Consider the following 17747-nt stretch of genomic DNA (forward strand, 5'->3'; position numbering starts at 1 on the left):
CATTTCACAATAAACATTTTTTATGAATACCATTTTGATTGGGATAATAGTTGCCAACGTACTAATAAGTTACAAGGGGTTTAATGATTTTGCATTTTTTAGAAAGTACGAATTTCACGTCGGAAGTATTCGTTCCGGAGAGCAAATCAGAATGCTTTCATCAGGTTTTTTGCATGCCGATATGATGCATTTGATTTTTAACATGCTTACACTTTGGTTTTTCGCTCCTGTAGTTTTAAATTGGTTAGGCAATTTTTCTTTTATCTTAGTTTATTTTGGAAGTTTAATTTTCGGAAGTTTACTTACCATGTTGTTTCATAAAAACGATTACAGTTACCGTGCCGTTGGCGCCTCGGGAGCAGTAACGGGTGTTTTGTATTCTGCGATTTTATTACAGCCGGATATGATGTTAGGAATTTTTTTTGTGATTCCTGTACCGGCTTATCTTTTTGGAATTTTATATTTATTATATTCAATTTATGGAATGAAAGCCAAGAATGATAACATCGGACATACGGCTCATTTTGGAGGTGCAGTAGGCGGTTATTTAATCACTTTAATAAAAGAACCTGCTTTATTAGTAGATCATACTGTAATGGTTATTTTGTTGGCAATTCCGATTATAGTACTTTTTGGAATGGCGAAATTAGGAAAGCTGTAAAGCTGGCACAACTTTTGAAAAGCAATTAACAAATAATTTAAAAATCACGAAAATGAAGAAACTAGTATTATTATTAACAATTATGTTTATGACTATGTCTTACGGCCAAGAAACCAAACAAATTCCTCAAATCAATGTAAATGGGGAAGGAAAAGTAAAAGTAGCACCCGATCAGGTTTGTATTTCAGCTACGGTTGAAACAAAAGGGAATAATGCTAAGGATGTCAAAAAGCAAAATGACGAAAAAATGGACGCGGTTTTAAAATTCATTAAAAAAATGAATATTCCAACAGCAGATTTCAAAACAAAACAAGTAGCTCTTAATCCACAATACGATTACGAGAAAAAGAAAACAAGTTACAATGCCAATCAGACTGTAGAAATTGTATTAAAAGATTTGTCTAAATACGATGAGTTAATGGAAGGTTTGGTTCAACAAGGAATTAATCGTTTAGATAACGTTTCTTTTGAATCTTCTAAATTAGCGCAACACGAATCAGAAGCTAGAAAATTGGCGATTAAAGATGCTAAAGCAAAAGCAGAAGATTATGTATCTGTTTTGGGTCAAAAAGTAGGTAAGGCAATTACAATTTCTGATAATTCACAAATTTACCGTCCACAACCTATGTATGCAGCGATGAGAAAGTCAGAGTCTGCAGATGCAATGGGAGGAGCTTCAAATGAAACTCTTGCAATTGGTGAAATCGAAATTACAGCAAACGTAACAGTTAGTTTTATTCTGGACTAAATCAGACTAAATTTCAATATTTTAAAATCCAAATTCCAATTTTATTTATTGGGATTTGGATTTTTTTTGTTTTAAAATTTAATACTAATGTTTTGATAAAAAACGGGTTATCAATTATAGTGTTGAAAATAAAGGCTAAATTTATAGTGTACATAGAAAAAAGGATAACAACTAAAAGCAAAAAATTATGAAATTTTTCACAGAAACAGCAGAATTAATAGAGAGAAAAAACGTTGTTGGTTTTGGAGGAACAGAGCAGGAAGAAATAACGATTAAACTAACATTAAAAGGACGCGCCAATACTAAAGAATTTTCGACCTGGGAAATTTTGAAGATCATAAAAGAGCGTTTAGAGCAGATCAAATCTGATAATCGAAAAGTAAATAACTACAATGATGTAAGTTTTGCCAGAGATAATGTGATGGATGTAATAGATTGTTTGGTTAGTGAAAGTACTTCTGAGAAAAATAATTAATTCAAATGGTTGATTTTATTAACCTAAAATCAAACTAGTTCTGCCTTATTTTCGGAATTAGAATAATGTGAATTTCTTGTAAAAGTTATAAGGTTTTGTAACAGCTTAGTATGAATATTCCGTATCCATTTTCAAAAACCGTAACCCAGATTGGGCACAACTATTTATTAAGAGGCTACTAGTAGAAATTGTATTTGATGGAAAGAGGATAGACAGACGGGCTTAAAATTCAATAAACAATATTATGTAGCACGGGTTGAAGTCCTGTTCTAAATACCAAAAACTTCAATTGGCTAGTGCTAATTGAAGTTTTTTTGTATAAGAATGGTTGGATTCAGGGGCATTCTTATCCCGGATTTACATCGATGAATGGATCCCATGAAAAGTAACCTATTACATTTCCATTAGCATTGTTTACCAACTGAAATGAGAGGGTATACTGGATTTTTACACCAACCTGTATAACTGTACCTTGAGCAAGATATACATTGTTGGTAAACTCTTGCAAAGTACCGCTGTTATTTGGAAGATGTTCTGCTGTCTGTGAATTAAAGTAAAGTAATCCGCTTGGAAGAATTGCACCTGAAGGACTAAATGATCCTGCATACAAAAATGCGGTATTATCTACGTTATTTCCAAATGTGGTCATTGCCCACTGAACGGTATCGCCGGAATTCGCCGAAATTTTTAATTCAGACTGTCCTTCGTTGTTTACAACATTATTGTGTTGTGAAATCATTGCAATATACACATCTGATTGTGACCAAGCTCCTAATGAAGTTGGTGAAGTTTTGGTCCCTGGCTTGATTTTGCCATTAGCAACTTGTTCTGCCAGTTGCGTTCCGTCTACTGCTACTAAAATGTTAATTAATCCCATGATTTTTTAATTTATATGGTTTGTTTTCCTACTCTGTTGAAGGCTTTTCAGATTACGCCTTGTCTTAGTTATCGATATATGTGATTTGAAGACATGACAAAGTTGTGAAAGTTATGAGCCTGATTTGTAAGCCAAAAGAGTGATTTTTTTTAATACCCCATAGTAGGTAGCGGGGCAATTAAGTGCTACTTTTTTATAGTAATACAATACGGAATAGATTACCAAAAGCAGTATCGTTATTTGTGAAGCAAAAAAGCTTTCGTAACGGAGATTACCGAATAAGTACTATATTTTGGCAAATACCTCTTTTGGGGTATCACACCTAAGAAATTTCTAGTTAGATTTGTTAAAAATAAACCTACAAAATAAATCAGCCATGAAAAAAACAAGAAACATTTTTATTCAGATCGATACAGATCGTGTTATTAAAGAATCGGGTTCTAATTTTAAAGAATTTAATTTTGATTTGTCTATTCCACCAGTGAATGTCAGTGAGAGTTCATTTATTTGTGAACAGGGATTAATGGCAATGGGTGATGCTGAAAAAAGTTTTTGCATCAATACTGAAACAGGCGAAACTATTTTTTTTACGATTGTACCACTTCGTCTTTATTCGTATCACAAAATATATTTTACTGAATTTAAGATTCTTAATGATAATAATGAAATAATTACTACATCTTCACTGACAGATAAGCAGGTAAGTTTTGATGTATATATTAAAAAAGCGAATCAAAATAGCAACGTGGCCTTTGATCTTTTGGCTGTTATAGAGTTTAAGAATGTTTTGGGTGAAACAGTGAGTCTTCCGATACTAATTGATCCCGTATTGAGAGCAAACCAAGGCAACTGATAATTATTAAATTTCATTCAAATGAATAAAGGCAGGATAGTGACTATCTTTTGTTTTTTATTGTTTGGCATCAGCTACGGAGTCATGGCGCAAAACCAGGCCAGAGCTGACAGCCTTAAATTACTGTTGGTTAAAACAGATACGCTTTCGTCGAAGGCCAAAATGGGGATTTATGCTAAGATAGCTGCGCATTCTTCTTCGCCGGACGAGGTATTATTGTATGCCAATAAATTGTTGGAGATGGCTTCAATAGATAAGCAGTTCACTTATGTAATTGAAGCCTATCAATCTATAGGTGTAGCATACAGGTTAAAGGGTAATTTAAAAATGGCTTTAAAGAATCTTTTTAAAAGCGCTGATCTTGCAATACAGTATAAGAACGACAAGCTGCTAACGAGTGATTATCTGGAAATAGCCAATACTTACATGTCCAATAACGATTTCAAAAATGCAATTGTCTATAATAAGAAAGCCATAGCCGTTATACGATTGCATGGAAATAAAGAACAATTGGCCATCAACCTTCTCAATACAGGATTTAGTTATTACAGGCTCAACGAACTCGATTCTGCTTTATCGCTTTATAATGAAGCGGCACCTATTTTTGATGAAATTGATCTTGAAATAGGCAAGGCTTATACCATAGGGAATCGTGCACTAGTTTATTGGAAACAAGGAAAATATGCTATTGCCGAAAAAGATCTTCTCAAAGCTATTACAATGCTTGATTTACTTGGTGATACATTTGGTATGGCCGATTATCATAACCAGTTGGGACGCATTTATTCTGAGCTGAAACAGACCGAAAAAGCCATTAATCATACGCTTAAGGCGCTCAATATGGCGAAAGTTCTTGATCTGAAAGAGCAAATTAGGGATGCGGCTTTGCTTTTATCAGAACTATACGAGGTCGAGAAAGACTATCCGAAAGCATTTAGATATCAATCCCAATATATTGCTTATAAAGACAGTATCGAAAATACCGAAGCAACAAAACAACTTGCCAATCTTCGTACCGATTTTGAAGTAACTCAAAAGGAAAAAGAAATCGCACTGCTGGAAAAAAGACAACTTAGCAACCGGATTTATATTATTGTGACTGTTTTTCTGTTGCTTTTTGCCATATTGTTGTTACTGTATTTCCGACAACGGTTTAAAAACACCAGGCTGATGGCCCATAATGAGCGCAATCAGCATGATGAAAAAATAAAAAAACTGCTAAATACGCAAGAGACCAAGACGCTCCAGTCGATGGTACAAGGACAGGAAAATGAACGCAAACGCATTGCAAGGGAACTGCACAATCATTTTGGAAGTTTGCTGGCTACCATAAAAGTAAACCTGAATGCAATCGACGAAAAGAGTATTTCCAACCATCAGACGCTGACTATATTGGTAGATCAGGCCTGCACCGATATCCGAAATTTGTCGCATGAACTCAATATGGGAATCTCGGATAACTTCGGATTGGTACCGGCCTTAAAAGAATTGACCGCGCATTTACAACAAGTCAACGGCCTTGAAGTAGAGTTTAAAGCTGCCATGTGCCAGGAACAAATGAGTTCTGAGAATGAAATAATTGTATATCGCATCGTGCAGGAACTCGTGAGCAATGTATTGAAACATGCAGCAGCCACAAAACTATCCATATTACTGACTTGTTTCGATGATGAAAACCTCATTAATATACTTGTACAAGACAATGGAAAAGGATTTAATGTAACAGAAAAATCAAAAGACATTTCCGGAATGGGACTCAAAACCCTTAAAGAAATAATTTTCAATTTGCAGGGAGACATTAAATTTGATAGCAATCCGGCAAGCGGAACTACTGTAAATATTGATTTGCCTTTTTAGTATCACCTAACTGAACAATTACGGATTATGATTAAAGTATTGATAGTAGACGACCACCATCTGTTTGCCGAAGGCGTAAAATCGATGTTCAAACCGGAAGATGGTATTGAAATAGTCGAGCATACAAAAAACGGAAATACCATTCCATCTATCCTGGATACGATGACAATTGACACCATCCTGATGGATATAGACATGCCAATACTGGACGGAATTGCCAGCATGGAATTATTAAAAAGTAAGGGGTATGATGTGCCAATATTAATGCTGACCATGCACCAATCCATGAAACAAATTAAGAGCGCACTCGAAAAAGGCGCCCAGGGTTATATTCTAAAAGATGCTTCAAAAGCCGAGCTTGTACAGGCGATTATTGATACTAGTCAGCGCAAGAATTATTTTCACAGTAAAATCAACGAGCAACTGTTTAATTATTTTCGTGGAAAAAACTTAAATAAGAACAACATGCAGGAGCTTTCGGAACGCGAAAAAGAAATCATAAAATGCGTTGCCGACGGAATGAACACCAAAGCCATATCCGGTATCCTTTTTATCAGCGAACATACCGTAAAAACACACCGTAGGAATATCATGCACAAACTACAGGTAAAAACTTCGCCTGAACTCATTAAATTGGCCATTGAAAAAGGCATTATCTGAGAGGATTTCTCTTAAGATACCTCATGTGTTTTAAGTTGTAAATGAGTCTGTTCTATGTTCAAGGAGTTTCTTTTGCTTATGCTAAGAAAACCCACAACTTTTAAACTTAATTCTTTTTTAAGTCAATTAGAATGGCTTAGGTGTCAAAAATTTTGAATCTGCCAAACGAAGATTGAGTGGAATCGAAATCGTACATACAGTAAGAAAGAATAAGAGGGTTAATCCTGAAACAAATAGGTTCAAATTATGCTGTAAATTGACTACATAATTTTCATATCTTTAGTTTATATTTTTTTTGATTCACCAGATGTGAGAGAATCTAAGTGTTGGGGCATTAGATTTGTTCCATATCAAACGATTTCGTAAATAATCCGGCGTATTTTTTTAAAATTAATATCTTTGTAGTAAGAAAACTGTAGTATAAGCAATGATTAAATTGTAGAACAAGTTCTACAGACTGTTGCAGAATGTTCTACAGTCGGTTTAATCCCAGCATGCTATTTTTGTTTTTTATTAAGAAAATAGAAATAAGTAAATTTTTATAAACGGAATAAGAATATGTTTATCCTATAAAGTTTATTTATTCAATTAAAAAGATCCCCCAAATCTCTTTTAATAGCTGTTGTGTTGTAGTTAGTGCTGATAAATATTGTTGTTCTTTAAACAAAGAAACAGTATCTTAGAGAGAGTAAAATCTGTTATCCGTATTAAAATTGAATTAGTGACTGCTAATTTTGACTATAGAACAATATTTATTTAAAATGTAGTACATCATTCAGGATGTTCTTCCGATACCTAATTAAAAAAGTTGTGTGAGTTATTGATTTGATTCTTTGACTCCTTATTTTATTTTTCATTTTAAAATATAAATTTTGATTAGAAAACAGCCCCAAAATAGCCCCTTTAGTTTCTTTAGACTAAAGTTCAAACACAGAAAAATAATGCACTATACTTTAATAGCCTGTGTTATTTTTTTACAAATAACTGCAATAGTTATTTGGTACAACGAATCGTCTAATGATTCGGAAATGTCAAAAACGATGAATTCTATGGATTCATTGAATAGAATAACACATTTTACGAACAACATAAACAACTCCTTTGTTGATTCTCAAAAAAGCTTTAATAATTATAGTATTTATAAAGACAAAGAATCGCTCAATGCGTACACCGCCAGCTTAAACGATATCAGTCGTTTGATCGACAGTTTAAGCTTAATTACAAAAGACAATAAAGAGTTCATGAAGGTGCTGCAGGAAAAGAACCAGTCCGAACATTCTGTGGAGTCTCTAAAATCCAGTATCGATTCAATAATTGAATCACAGGTCAATCCGGATAAAAATAATTTGTCCCGACCGTTTAAACTAAATAAGTTTGAGTACAAAAAAATCTTAGACAGTATCAAAACGGATTCTTATATGACGATAGACAGCGTGTCTAAAAAAGGATTATTCTCCAGATTGGGAGCTGCTTTAGCCGGAAAAGTGGACATACAAAAAGAGCAGTTGAAGATCACCGTTACTATGAAATATAATAATAAGATAGTGACCGGGAGTATCGAAGAACAATTTGCAAACCTGTTTAATACTACTAATAAATATTACGAAAATCAGTTTATAAACTTAAAAAAGTCATTCGACAATTTAAAAGATCAAGAAGCTAAACTAAAAAGATTTAATAACGAACTATTGAATTTAGAGGCTGAGGTGATGCCTCATTATAACAATTCATTGAAAGTACTTCAGGACAATACCCAAAAACAGTTGCAGAAGCAGTACGATTCGAATAAAATAGTAAGGAATTATACCATCGCAATTTTGATTCTGCTGATGTTTATCATATCGCTTGTACTTTTTGGTTTTACAAGGTTGGCTTTTCAATATGAAAAGAGACTTACAATGGCTCAGCTGAAGATTCATGAAAGTCTGAATTTTAAGAATAGAATTATGGGGATGGTCAGTCATGAAATAAGGTCTCCTTTAAGCATCATCTCGATTTACAGTAAAATGATTGGCTCCTCTATAAAAGATCCCGAGATAAAAGATACTTTTAAATCGATACAATTTACTACGAACTCATTGCTTCTTTTAGCCAATCAGATTTTGGAATATTCGAAAGATGAAAATTATGCGCCTAAACTAAACAAAAAGAAATTTCACCTTAAAGAAGAAATTCATCAGATTGTGAATTCGATGACTTCACTGGTTGAAAGCAAAGGCAATAAAATAGAAGTGAATTCGAATCTGATTTTAGAACTTGATGTCGATTCGGATGCTGCAAAAATTCATCAGCTTTTTTATAACATTATCGGAAATGCGAATAAGTTTACTGAGAACGGATTGATAAAGGTAAAGATAGACCTTGAAAGAACCTCGGATAAGAAAGTGAATTTAAAAGTTGAAATTGAGGACAGCGGAATTGGAATCGCTAAAAATGATCTTAAAAATATATTTGAACTTTATTATCAGGGAACGGTTTCAGATAAAGTAAACAATCTGGGAGTAGGTTTAGGACTTAATTTATGTAAAGAAATAGTAGAATTGTTTAACGGAAAAATAGACGTTCAAAGCGAGGAAGGAAAGGGGACTAAGATTATTTTTAACCTGCTTATAAGTTTGGTTTAAAATAAGGTCCGATAAGTATACTTTAAATGTATAAAGTTAAAAAGATAATTTGTTAGAGAAAAGCGCTTAAATAATTCTAAATTAGGTAAATGAAAATGAAATCACCATCCAATAACTATAGTTTTTTAGTCGCTGATGACCATACTGTGGTTCGACAGGGCGTTTCTTTGATGATAAAAGAGTTATTTTCGAATGCTTTAATTTATAAGGCGGGGAATTTTAAGGATACACTTGATATTTTAAAAGAACATAGGATAGATTTACTGATATTAGATGTGAATTTTCCCGATGGAAACAGCATCAATATCATAACAGAAATAAAAACAATCCAGCCGGAAATAAAAATACTAATCTTCTCCGCTTACGATGAGAATGTTTACGCAATGCGGTATTTGAATGCAGGCGCTTCAGGATATCTGAACAAAGAAACCTCTGAAGAAGAAATGAAAAATGCCATCAGTTCGATGATCTTGTCCGGAAAATATATTACGCAGAATCTTAAAGACAGAATTCTGGATTCTTATATTTCAAAAAAGCCAACAAATCCGTTAGATGTATTGTCCAACAGAGAAATTGAAGTGGCGCAGCTTTTAATTAAAGGTTATGGTAATCTGGAAATAATAGAACATTTAAACATAAAAAAAACAACGGTAAGTACCTATAAAAACAGAATTTTTGAAAAACTGGAAATAGATAATCTGGCCGATTTAATCAATTTTTTTCATTTGTATTCTGATTAACAAATAGCTAAAACGAATTAGGAACCACAGACCGGAGATAGGTTTTGAGATACTTATTAAAAAACAGGAGCGTATAGTCTCCTGTTTTTTTTGGAGCTGATTTTTAAATTTATGAGGAATTTTCAGTAGTAATAATTCTACAACAACCTGTCCAATGTTCTATAAAGTATTGATTTTATTGCATGTATATTTGTTCTGTCAGGAAGACGCAGTTGCTGAGACTTTATAGATAAGGATGGATTTGCAGCAGAATGGATTATTTTTTTCGGCATCTGGCTTCCTGTATTATGAGATTTACTTTTGTTGTTACAGACGGCTTTTTTAGTTTGTTTTTTCTAGGTTATACACGCCATGTCATTTTTTATTTTTTTTTGGAAGATGTCCGTCTGAGCAACAATTTTAAAGTCCGGTACTAATTTTGCATAAGCAAAAACTACAATCAACAGAAAGAGAAAAGAGAACGTAAAGAAGTAAAGTTATGGAATTTGATTTTTACAATACAAAGAAAAAAGCAAACACAAATATTTTTAAATCTAAAGTATTTGATGAGATTCAGGACGCTCTTTTCGTATTTACGATTTCGGCAGATAACGACTATGACATACCTTTTATAAATGATGTAACTTATGAAATGTTTGAAGTCTTATCGAATGTGATGTTTACTGATACCGTATTTTCTATTTACGACCGAATTCATAAGGATGATAAAAAACTAGTTGTGAACTCTTTGTTTGACGCTATTAAAAAAAGAAGAAAATGGAGTGTGGAGTTTCGGGCAGAATTGCCTTTGAACGGATTAAGCTGGTTTAAAGTGACCTCAAAACGAATGGTCAATAAAGATGGAAGTTCAGAATTTTGTGGCCGAATAAGAGATATTACAGAGTTTAAAGAGCAAGAATTAAGACTTAAAAGAACCGAAGAACGTTTCAAGTTTATGTTAGAGACTTCAAATGCCGGTATTTGGGATTGGGACCTGAAAACGAACAGGTTTTGCTACTCACCACAATCACTGAATATATTAGAATGGAAAGCTTCCGATATTTCTAATACACAAGAGGGATGGAATAAAATAATGCATCCGAATGATCGTGAAGCATACACTGAAGCACTGAAGGATCATTTTAATAATAAAACTCCTTTCTTCGAAAACTTTATGCGCGTACTGACTTCTGATCAAAAATACAAATGGATTCTTAGCAAAGGAATGGTAGTAGAACGTGATGCTGCCGGGAGATCCTTAAAAATAATAGGAACTCACAGTGATGTTTCTTTTCAAAAAGAAAAAGAGCTGGAGTTGAAGAGAGAGCTGGAAGTATACAAGGAGAAAAACAACAGATTGTTGAATTTTTCGCATATCGTATCTCATAATCTAAATGCGCACGCAGGTAATTTTAAAGTACTTCTGGACCTGATCGATTCCGAAGAAAGTTTTGATGATAAAGTTGAAACCATAAAATACCTGCGTGCGGTTTCGGGAGATCTTAGCAAAACAATTGAAGATTTGTCTCAAATTGTAAATGTTCAGAACAATACCGAAATCAATGTTGAGACGCTGAATTTGAACAGTTATTTAAGCAGGGTACTCAATATTGTTAATGCCTATAGCGAGAGTAATAATGTTACGATACTAAATAACGTTTCCCCCGAGGCAGTTGTCCGTTTTAATCCGGCATATCTTGAAAGCGTATTGCAAAATTTGAGTACCAATGCTATTAAATATGCAGATCCTGAAAAACCGCTAGTCGTTGAATTTAATTTTTTCATTGAAAACGGAAAAAAAACATTCACAGTAAAAGACAATGGTTTAGGAATCGACCTGGAGAAATATGGAAATTTAATTTTCGGAATGTATAAAACATTTCATAAAAACGAAAAAGCAAACGGTTTAGGTTTGTACATTACAAAAAACCAAATCGAGTCTATGAATGGAAAGATTACGGTAGAAAGTAAGGTAGGAGTAGGGACGACATTTAAAATTGTGTTTAATGATTAAGGAGTATCGTAATTAATGATTTAATTTTTGGTTTTGTGGTATTTCTCAGTAGTTCTCGAATTGTGCTGTGAATGAATGCTAAAGGGTTTTTTTTCTTGAGTGTTTATTCTTCGGATAGTATATTTCAAGTTAAGATTTGTTTTGATCTATATTGATGTTGAGGTGATTGTGAAATTAAAATCATAAAGCTAAAATCATTTTATTCTTTTGTTTTCAGGTAGATTTAGCAGATTTTTTTTTCGTTGTTTTCTTCGAAAATCTGTTTTTCGAGCTATAGCGTAATTCCATTAAGTTAAGGATTGTCAAAAAAAGTCTCACATTGATTTTAGCGGAATAGAATAAAAAAATCCGTAGAATCAGCAGAATCTGCGTGAAAAGTATCTTAATTTAATGACATTTTGTTATAGCGGACATTCGAAGCAAATCTGTGGCAAAATAAGAAAGTATCAATTCATCAAGTCCTGTTTCTTGCAATTTTGTCATTTCAAATGAAAAATATCGTGTACGTTTTTTAAATAAACTAAATTTCCAAATTCAATTTTGTGCTGCTTCACAGCTTTTGTCTTTGATGCTGGAAAACTAAATCTAAATTAAGGACAGATTCAAAATCTTATAATTTGTATTGGATAATTTGTAAGTTTTACTATATTTTTGCGAAACAGAAATAAAAGGAAAATTCCAACTTCATTTTAATAAATTCCCATCTGTTTGTAAATTATGAAAGATAATAGAAATAAAATTATTGCCCTTCCTTTTGCCGGAGGTAATAAATATAGTTTTAGCAGTATTGAAAAACACATACCTAAAAGTTTAAATTGGGTAACCTTGGAATTACCAGGAAGAGGTGGTCGTTTTAAAGAGAATTTGTTAGTGGATGTTGATGAATTAGTAGACGATCTTATCAAACAAATTATTCCGCTTATCGAAGATTGCAGTTATGTGATTTATGGACATAGTATGGGAACGTTATTGGGATACGAATTAGCAAAAAAAATAATTCTGCTGGGGTTAAAACAGCCAACATGTCTTTTCTTTACCGGTAGGGGAGCACCGGGCTTTAATCGGTTTACTAATAAAAAATCTTTATTACAAGAAGAGGAGTTTTGGCAGGAAGTTGAAAAAATTGGAGGATTACCAAAAGAGATCTTAGAATGTAAAGAGCTTTTAGAGTTGTATTATCCCATAATGAAATCAGATTTTCAAGCTATTGAAGATTATAATTTTAAAGTGATGGAGGAGCCGTTTACCTTTCCTATTCATATCTGCATGGGAAAAGAGGAAATCGGCGAAGGAGAAGAAAAAACAACTTTAACCGACATGAAAGCATGGAAAGATGAAACATCTTCGCCTTGTACGTTTGAGTTACTGGAAGGCGATCACTTTTTTATTCTTAAACATCCGGAAGTAATGGCACAAAAAATAGCTCATATGGCTCATGGTGCCAGAATAAATGCGTACTAATATTTGATGGTACTTTAAAAGATTTAGCACTAATGCCATTTATTGAAAAATAAGTGGCTTTTTTTTAAAAAATTGTTTTAAAATAATTCAGGTCTTGTAAAAAAGTTTTTTTATTGAAAATGGTAACTAAAAAAACAATTAAATAGTACATAGCTCTAGAGCGTTTTGTGTTTTTAGTGGCTTAAAATGGCGACTCGACTTTCTTAATGTTGGTCTGTATTATTTTCTTCTCTTTAAAACCGGTAGAATAATCAACCTCAAAAAAAAGGAAATTTGGGTTTGCAATGGTTGTTGCTACACTAGCGCAACTATTTTCGCTTAAGACTAACTCAGTCAGATTCCATGACTTGTTATCGTATAGTACTTTATTGTTATGTATAGTGATATCTAATAATGGAATGGACAGACCGTTTCCTACTGCTTTGATCAAACTCTCTTTCATAGTCCAAAGTCTGAAAAAGGATTTCAGAGGATCTTCTGATAGATGAATTTTTTGCCATTCTTCTGCTGTCAAAATATAGTTGTAATCTTTAAAATCAATAGGAGTTATCACTTCAATGTCAATGCCTAATTTTGCTTTTTGTGCAATGGCGCAAATCACAAAATTACCTGAATGAGAGATATTAAAATCAATATCGTTATTTAAAAAAGGCTTTCCAAATTCGTTGTATTTTATATCAAGTATGGCGTTTTTACTTATACCTATTTCGTTTAAACATTCCATTAGCAGCAGTCTTCCAAGGACAAACGCATGTTGGTCTTCCCATTTTCGGTATGAATTACTTTTTTTACGTAATTCCGGCGATAGATATTCTTGTAAACGGGACCAATTATCAGAAGAAATTGGTTTGTCAAATCTTGTAAAAAAAAGATGTATCAAAAAAAGAATGTTTTAGTGGAGAGTTTTGCAAATATAGTATTTGTATTATTATCTTTAGAAATATAGTCACACTTGCTAGTTTGTAACAAACGTTATAGTCGTAAAAAGTTCGGGTTTTTTGCCTGCAATGTTTGAACTTTTTAATACTTCAATTCTAAGATCAATAGCATTAAAATAGGGTTTAAGTAAAAGCCAAATTCATTAAGATTTAGTAATTGTTAACTATTTTTAAGTAGTCGTACGAATGAAAAAAATCGGGAGTTTTATTTATCAAAAAGAAAGAAATATTGGGTAATAATAATCATTTTGTTGATTGCGAGTTTGTTATGTTTCTCGTTGCGGATTTATGAGTTATTTTTTAAAAATATGTAAGAATAGTGTGTTATTTGTAATTTTTTATGTATAAAAATAATTTTTAATCAGAATTATTATGTTAAAAAAATTATGAAATATGTTTTAATTAACAATTTTATTAATTAAATACGGATTGTTTTTTATTAATAATTAATATTATTCAGTATTTTGGCTTTATTTTTTAATTATTGTCAAAACATGTAGGTTTTTTGGTTTTTTATTGAGTTTTTTCTTGTTTTATGATATATATTTGTGATCAGGAATATCGCATAAAACCCAGATTAACCATTTAAAATTCAAACATTGGAAAGAATAACTTTGCTGAAAGTATTAAAATTAAAATTAAATGTAGCCCTGCCACTGTTAGGATTATTTGCTTTAATAAACGGATTGTGGAGTAGTAGTTTGTTAATGCTTGTCAGTAATAAAGTTGCCGGTACCCCTTTACCGTTTTTAAGTGATTATGATTGGTTGATTTATTTGGTTTTAGTTATTGTTTCGTTTGTCCTGACTTATTATTTTAAAAGGTACATGATTAAGGTTACTTTGAATTTTGGTAAAGAAATGGTACTTCAAATTATAGACAAACTTAGGTTATGTAATTATGAATCTTATTTGCGGATCGGAGAAGCAAGAGTTAGAACTGCGATGCAGGATGTAGGTACATTAGAAGCGTTACCAGAATCTTTTATCGTTTTTTTTAATGCAATAATCATGATAATTGCAGGGATAGGGTATATGTTTTGGCTTTATCCGAAAGGAGCTGTAATGATGATAATTATTATTATAGCTTTAGCTTTAGTTTATGTTAAGAGAAATGAAGCCATTGAGAATAGTATGACTGAAGAACGAGATCTTGATGATAGTTTTATGGCTAATTATAACGATTTTTTGCATGGTTTTAATAGCATTAAGATGAGTAGTAAGAGAAGTCATTCGATCTATTTTAATCACATTGTTAAAAATCGTAACAATGCAATCAAATTAAGCATTAAGGCTGAGTTGGCAGCGTTTGGAAATGAATTAATAGGGCAGTATTTTTTTTATGTGATAATCGGTGTCGTGCTTTTTGTGCTGCCTTTGATTTTTGAGTTAGATCAAATTGTTATTTCCGGTTTCATGGTTGCTTTTCTCTTTTTAATGGGGCCAATAACTATTTTTATAAATCTTATGAAAAACATTATTGGATTTAAAATTGCATTTGACAGGATTAATGAATTTAATGAAATTACCAGTGGAAGCATAAAAGACTCGGATTTAAGTACAAGTTCGACTAATCCATTACCTGTTTTTGAAAATTTAGTGATAAAAAACTTGAGTTATAAACACATTGATCCTAACGGTGTAGTTACGTTTGAACTTCAACCGATCAATCTGGAAATAACAAAAGGCGAAGTCATTTTTATTTCCGGAGGAAACGGAAGTGGAAAAAGTACTTTTATCAACTTATTATCCGGACTTTATATACCTAAATCAGGTGAGATATTTTTGAACAATACCAATCTTATTGATCGAGAGAATCGATCTGATTACAGAGATATGATATCATGTATTTTTTCAGATAATTATTTGTTTTCTGAAAATTATGATGGTTTTGATTTGCTTCCGTCTAATGAAAACCTGACAGAACTCCTGAATAAAATGAAACTGGAAGAAGTGATTCGGGTAGATGTGGCGAATAATAAAATATTTCAAAATTTGTCCAGCGGTCAAAAGAAAAGGATGGCATTGATCTATTCATTATTAGAAGACAAAGAGATTTTTATTTTTGATGAATGGGCTGCTGAACAAGATCCGGAGTTCCGAAAATATTTTTATGAAAGTATAATTCCGGAGCTTAAGAGTAAGGGAAAAACCGTAATTGCGATTACACATGACGATGCTTATTATAAATTTTGTGATCGATTAGTAAAATTTAATTATGGCAAAATAGTAGATCAGGAAATTTTATTTTCTTCGGTTCTGGCATAACATTACAATTAAATAATATTTGTTTCTCTTTATTTTTGGACTATACTTTTATTTTTGAATTAATTATTTCGTTTTTAAAATCATTCTTTAATTTTTTTAGAATTAGTTCAATGATTCACCAGATCATTGGATATAATTCTATGTTTATAATTTAAATACAACCACTCATTATTACAACCACTTATTATTATGGAATTACTTAAGGATTATCATTTGTCTCAAGGGGCAAAAATCATTTCATCTTCATTACCTGGAGAAAAATCAAAAGTTTTATTAGAATTACAGAAAAACATTGAAGGTAGTGTTGTTTCATATCCTAAGAAAATGCCCATTGCTTTAAAACGTGCAAAAGGTAGTATTGTAGAAGATGTAGACGGAAATCAATTTATTGATTTTTTTGGAGGTTGTGGCGTATTAAATGTAGGGCACAGTAATGCCTTTGTAATGGAATATGTTAAAGAACAACAGGAAGAATTAGTTCATGCATTGGATTTTCCAACAGAAAACAAGCTTTTTTTAATTCAAAAAATATTAAACAATTTACCGGAAGAGATTCGCGAAGATTACAAAGTTAGTTTTGGTGGACCAACAGGTTCTGATGCAGTTGAAGCTGCAATAAAATTGGCGAAAATAAAAACAGGTCGTGATGGTATTATTGCTTTCTCAGGTGGATACCACGGAATGACTTCCGGTGCTTTGGCGGTAACCTCAGATACTTTTTTTAGAAAAAAAATATCCTCACTTATTCCAAATGTACATTTTGTACCCTATAGTTATTGCTATCGTTGTCCATTTAATAAAGAAGAGAGTACTTGTAATTATGATTGTGCAAATCATTTTGAATGGATCTTGGAAACAGGACATTCCGGTATAACACTTCCTGCTGCAATTATATTAGAACCAATACAAGGAGAAGGTGGAAATATTGTTCCAAGAAAAGGATTTTTGGAGCGTATTGTCAAAATAGCAAATAAGCATGGCGTAATTGTAATTTTTGATGAGATTCAAAGTGGTTTCTACAGAACAGGAAAATTTTTGGAATTCATGAATACAAAAGCTGTTCCGGATATAATTACATTCTCAAAAGGTTTTGGAGGAATAGGATTTCCAATTTCCGGACTAATTTATAAAAGAGATATTGAGGCTTGGGAAACAGCAGAACATATTGGAACTTTTAGAGGTAATCAAGTGAGTATAGCTGCAGCCAGAGGGGCGTTTGATTTTATAGAAAAATATAAAATTGAAGATTACGCAAACTTTATCGGGGACTATTTGAAAGAGGAATTGAATTTGTTGGCATTGGATCATCCGTTTATAGGAGAAGTACGTGGAAGAGGAATGATGATAGGGGTAGAGTTTGTAAAAAATAAAACTTCTAAAAAACCTTTCCCGGAGTATTTGAAAGAGTTTAGAACAGAATGTTTTCACAGAGGATTATTGTTTGAGGTAGGAGGTCATTATAACAACGTATTGCGATTAGTTCCGCCTTTAATTACAACTAAAGAAATTGTTGACGCTGCCATAATAATAATGAAAGAGGCCTTTGTTGTTTGTGAAGAAAAGAATTTATCACAAGCTCTGGTTTAATCCTTT

The 17747-nt window shown here is 32.4% G+C and carries 14 protein-coding genes; 12 read left to right on the forward strand and 2 right to left on the reverse strand.

What is annotated here, in order from left to right:
- The first annotated feature begins 22 nt into the window (after positions 1 to 22).
- From ACHRV3_RS17660 to ACHRV3_RS17670, 3 genes are all read left to right on the forward strand, one after another.
- Positions 23 to 661, forward strand: a complete 639-nt coding sequence (locus ACHRV3_RS17660) for a rhomboid family intramembrane serine protease (protein WP_047779039.1) — start codon at positions 23 to 25, stop codon at positions 659 to 661.
- Between the two features lie 52 nt (positions 662 to 713).
- Positions 714 to 1409 (forward strand): SIMPL domain-containing protein, encoded by a 696-nt coding sequence (locus tag ACHRV3_RS17665; RefSeq protein ID WP_047779040.1) that lies wholly within the window; start codon positions 714 to 716, stop codon positions 1407 to 1409.
- A gap of 187 nt (positions 1410 to 1596) precedes the next feature.
- Positions 1597 to 1884 carry a hypothetical protein gene (locus tag ACHRV3_RS17670; RefSeq protein ID WP_395436022.1) on the forward strand — a complete coding sequence of 96 codons (288 nt, stop codon included), beginning with the start codon at positions 1597 to 1599 and terminating at the stop codon, positions 1882 to 1884.
- A 346-nt stretch (positions 1885 to 2230) separates the two neighbouring features.
- Here ACHRV3_RS17670 and ACHRV3_RS17675 read toward each other — a convergent pair whose 3' ends face one another.
- The gene (locus ACHRV3_RS17675; protein ID WP_395436023.1) at positions 2231 to 2761 is read right to left on the reverse strand and encodes an AidA/PixA family protein; all 531 of its coding nucleotides are present in this window, start codon (positions 2759 to 2761) and stop codon (positions 2231 to 2233) included.
- Between the two features lie 376 nt (positions 2762 to 3137).
- On the opposite strand from ACHRV3_RS17675, the gene ACHRV3_RS17680 reads away from it, so the two are divergent.
- The 7 genes from ACHRV3_RS17680 to ACHRV3_RS17710 all read left to right on the forward strand — a co-directional run bounded on the left by ACHRV3_RS17680 (position 3138) and on the right by ACHRV3_RS17710 (position 12949).
- The gene (locus tag ACHRV3_RS17680) at positions 3138 to 3614 is read left to right on the forward strand and encodes a hypothetical protein (protein ID WP_395436024.1); all 477 of its coding nucleotides are present in this window, start codon (positions 3138 to 3140) and stop codon (positions 3612 to 3614) included.
- A gap of 21 nt (positions 3615 to 3635) precedes the next feature.
- Positions 3636 to 5471: a tetratricopeptide repeat protein gene (locus ACHRV3_RS17685; RefSeq protein ID WP_395436026.1), complete on the forward strand. Its 1836-nt coding sequence runs from the start codon at positions 3636 to 3638 to the stop codon at positions 5469 to 5471.
- 27 nt (positions 5472 to 5498) lie between these two features.
- Complete coding sequence (locus ACHRV3_RS17690) at positions 5499 to 6131, forward strand: response regulator transcription factor (RefSeq protein WP_047779045.1); 633 nt, start codon at positions 5499 to 5501, stop codon at positions 6129 to 6131.
- Between the two features lie 941 nt (positions 6132 to 7072).
- On the forward strand, positions 7073 to 8755 hold the full coding sequence (locus tag ACHRV3_RS17695) for an ATP-binding protein (protein WP_395436027.1): 1683 nt from the start codon (positions 7073 to 7075) through the stop codon (positions 8753 to 8755).
- Between the two features lie 89 nt (positions 8756 to 8844).
- Positions 8845 to 9495, forward strand: coding sequence for a response regulator transcription factor (locus ACHRV3_RS17700; RefSeq protein WP_047779047.1), 651 nt, complete (start codon positions 8845 to 8847; stop codon positions 9493 to 9495).
- 478 nt (positions 9496 to 9973) lie between these two features.
- Complete coding sequence (locus ACHRV3_RS17705) at positions 9974 to 11488, forward strand: PAS domain-containing protein (protein ID WP_395436028.1); 1515 nt, start codon at positions 9974 to 9976, stop codon at positions 11486 to 11488.
- Positions 11489 to 12205: 717 nt separating this feature from the next.
- Complete coding sequence (locus ACHRV3_RS17710; RefSeq protein WP_395436029.1) at positions 12206 to 12949, forward strand: thioesterase II family protein; 744 nt, start codon at positions 12206 to 12208, stop codon at positions 12947 to 12949.
- A gap of 181 nt (positions 12950 to 13130) precedes the next feature.
- Here the strand turns inward: ACHRV3_RS17710 and ACHRV3_RS17715 are convergent, their stop codons facing one another.
- Positions 13131 to 13829, reverse strand: a complete 699-nt coding sequence (locus tag ACHRV3_RS17715) for a 4'-phosphopantetheinyl transferase family protein (RefSeq protein ID WP_395427628.1) — start codon at positions 13827 to 13829, stop codon at positions 13131 to 13133.
- Positions 13830 to 14486: 657 nt separating this feature from the next.
- Here ACHRV3_RS17715 and ACHRV3_RS17720 point away from each other — a divergent pair.
- Both ACHRV3_RS17720 and ACHRV3_RS17725 read left to right on the forward strand, forming a co-directional pair.
- On the forward strand, positions 14487 to 16154 hold the full coding sequence (locus ACHRV3_RS17720; protein WP_395436030.1) for a cyclic peptide export ABC transporter: 1668 nt from the start codon (positions 14487 to 14489) through the stop codon (positions 16152 to 16154).
- Positions 16155 to 16343: 189 nt separating this feature from the next.
- The gene (locus ACHRV3_RS17725) at positions 16344 to 17741 is read left to right on the forward strand and encodes an aspartate aminotransferase family protein (protein ID WP_047779051.1); all 1398 of its coding nucleotides are present in this window, start codon (positions 16344 to 16346) and stop codon (positions 17739 to 17741) included.
- Positions 17742 to 17747 lie beyond the last annotated feature (6 nt).

Origin of the sequence: Flavobacterium sp. FlaQc-49 (assembly GCF_044005985.1) — a bacterium.
In the GTDB taxonomy this organism is placed as follows: Bacteria; Bacteroidota; Bacteroidia; order Flavobacteriales; family Flavobacteriaceae; genus Flavobacterium; species Flavobacterium cupriresistens.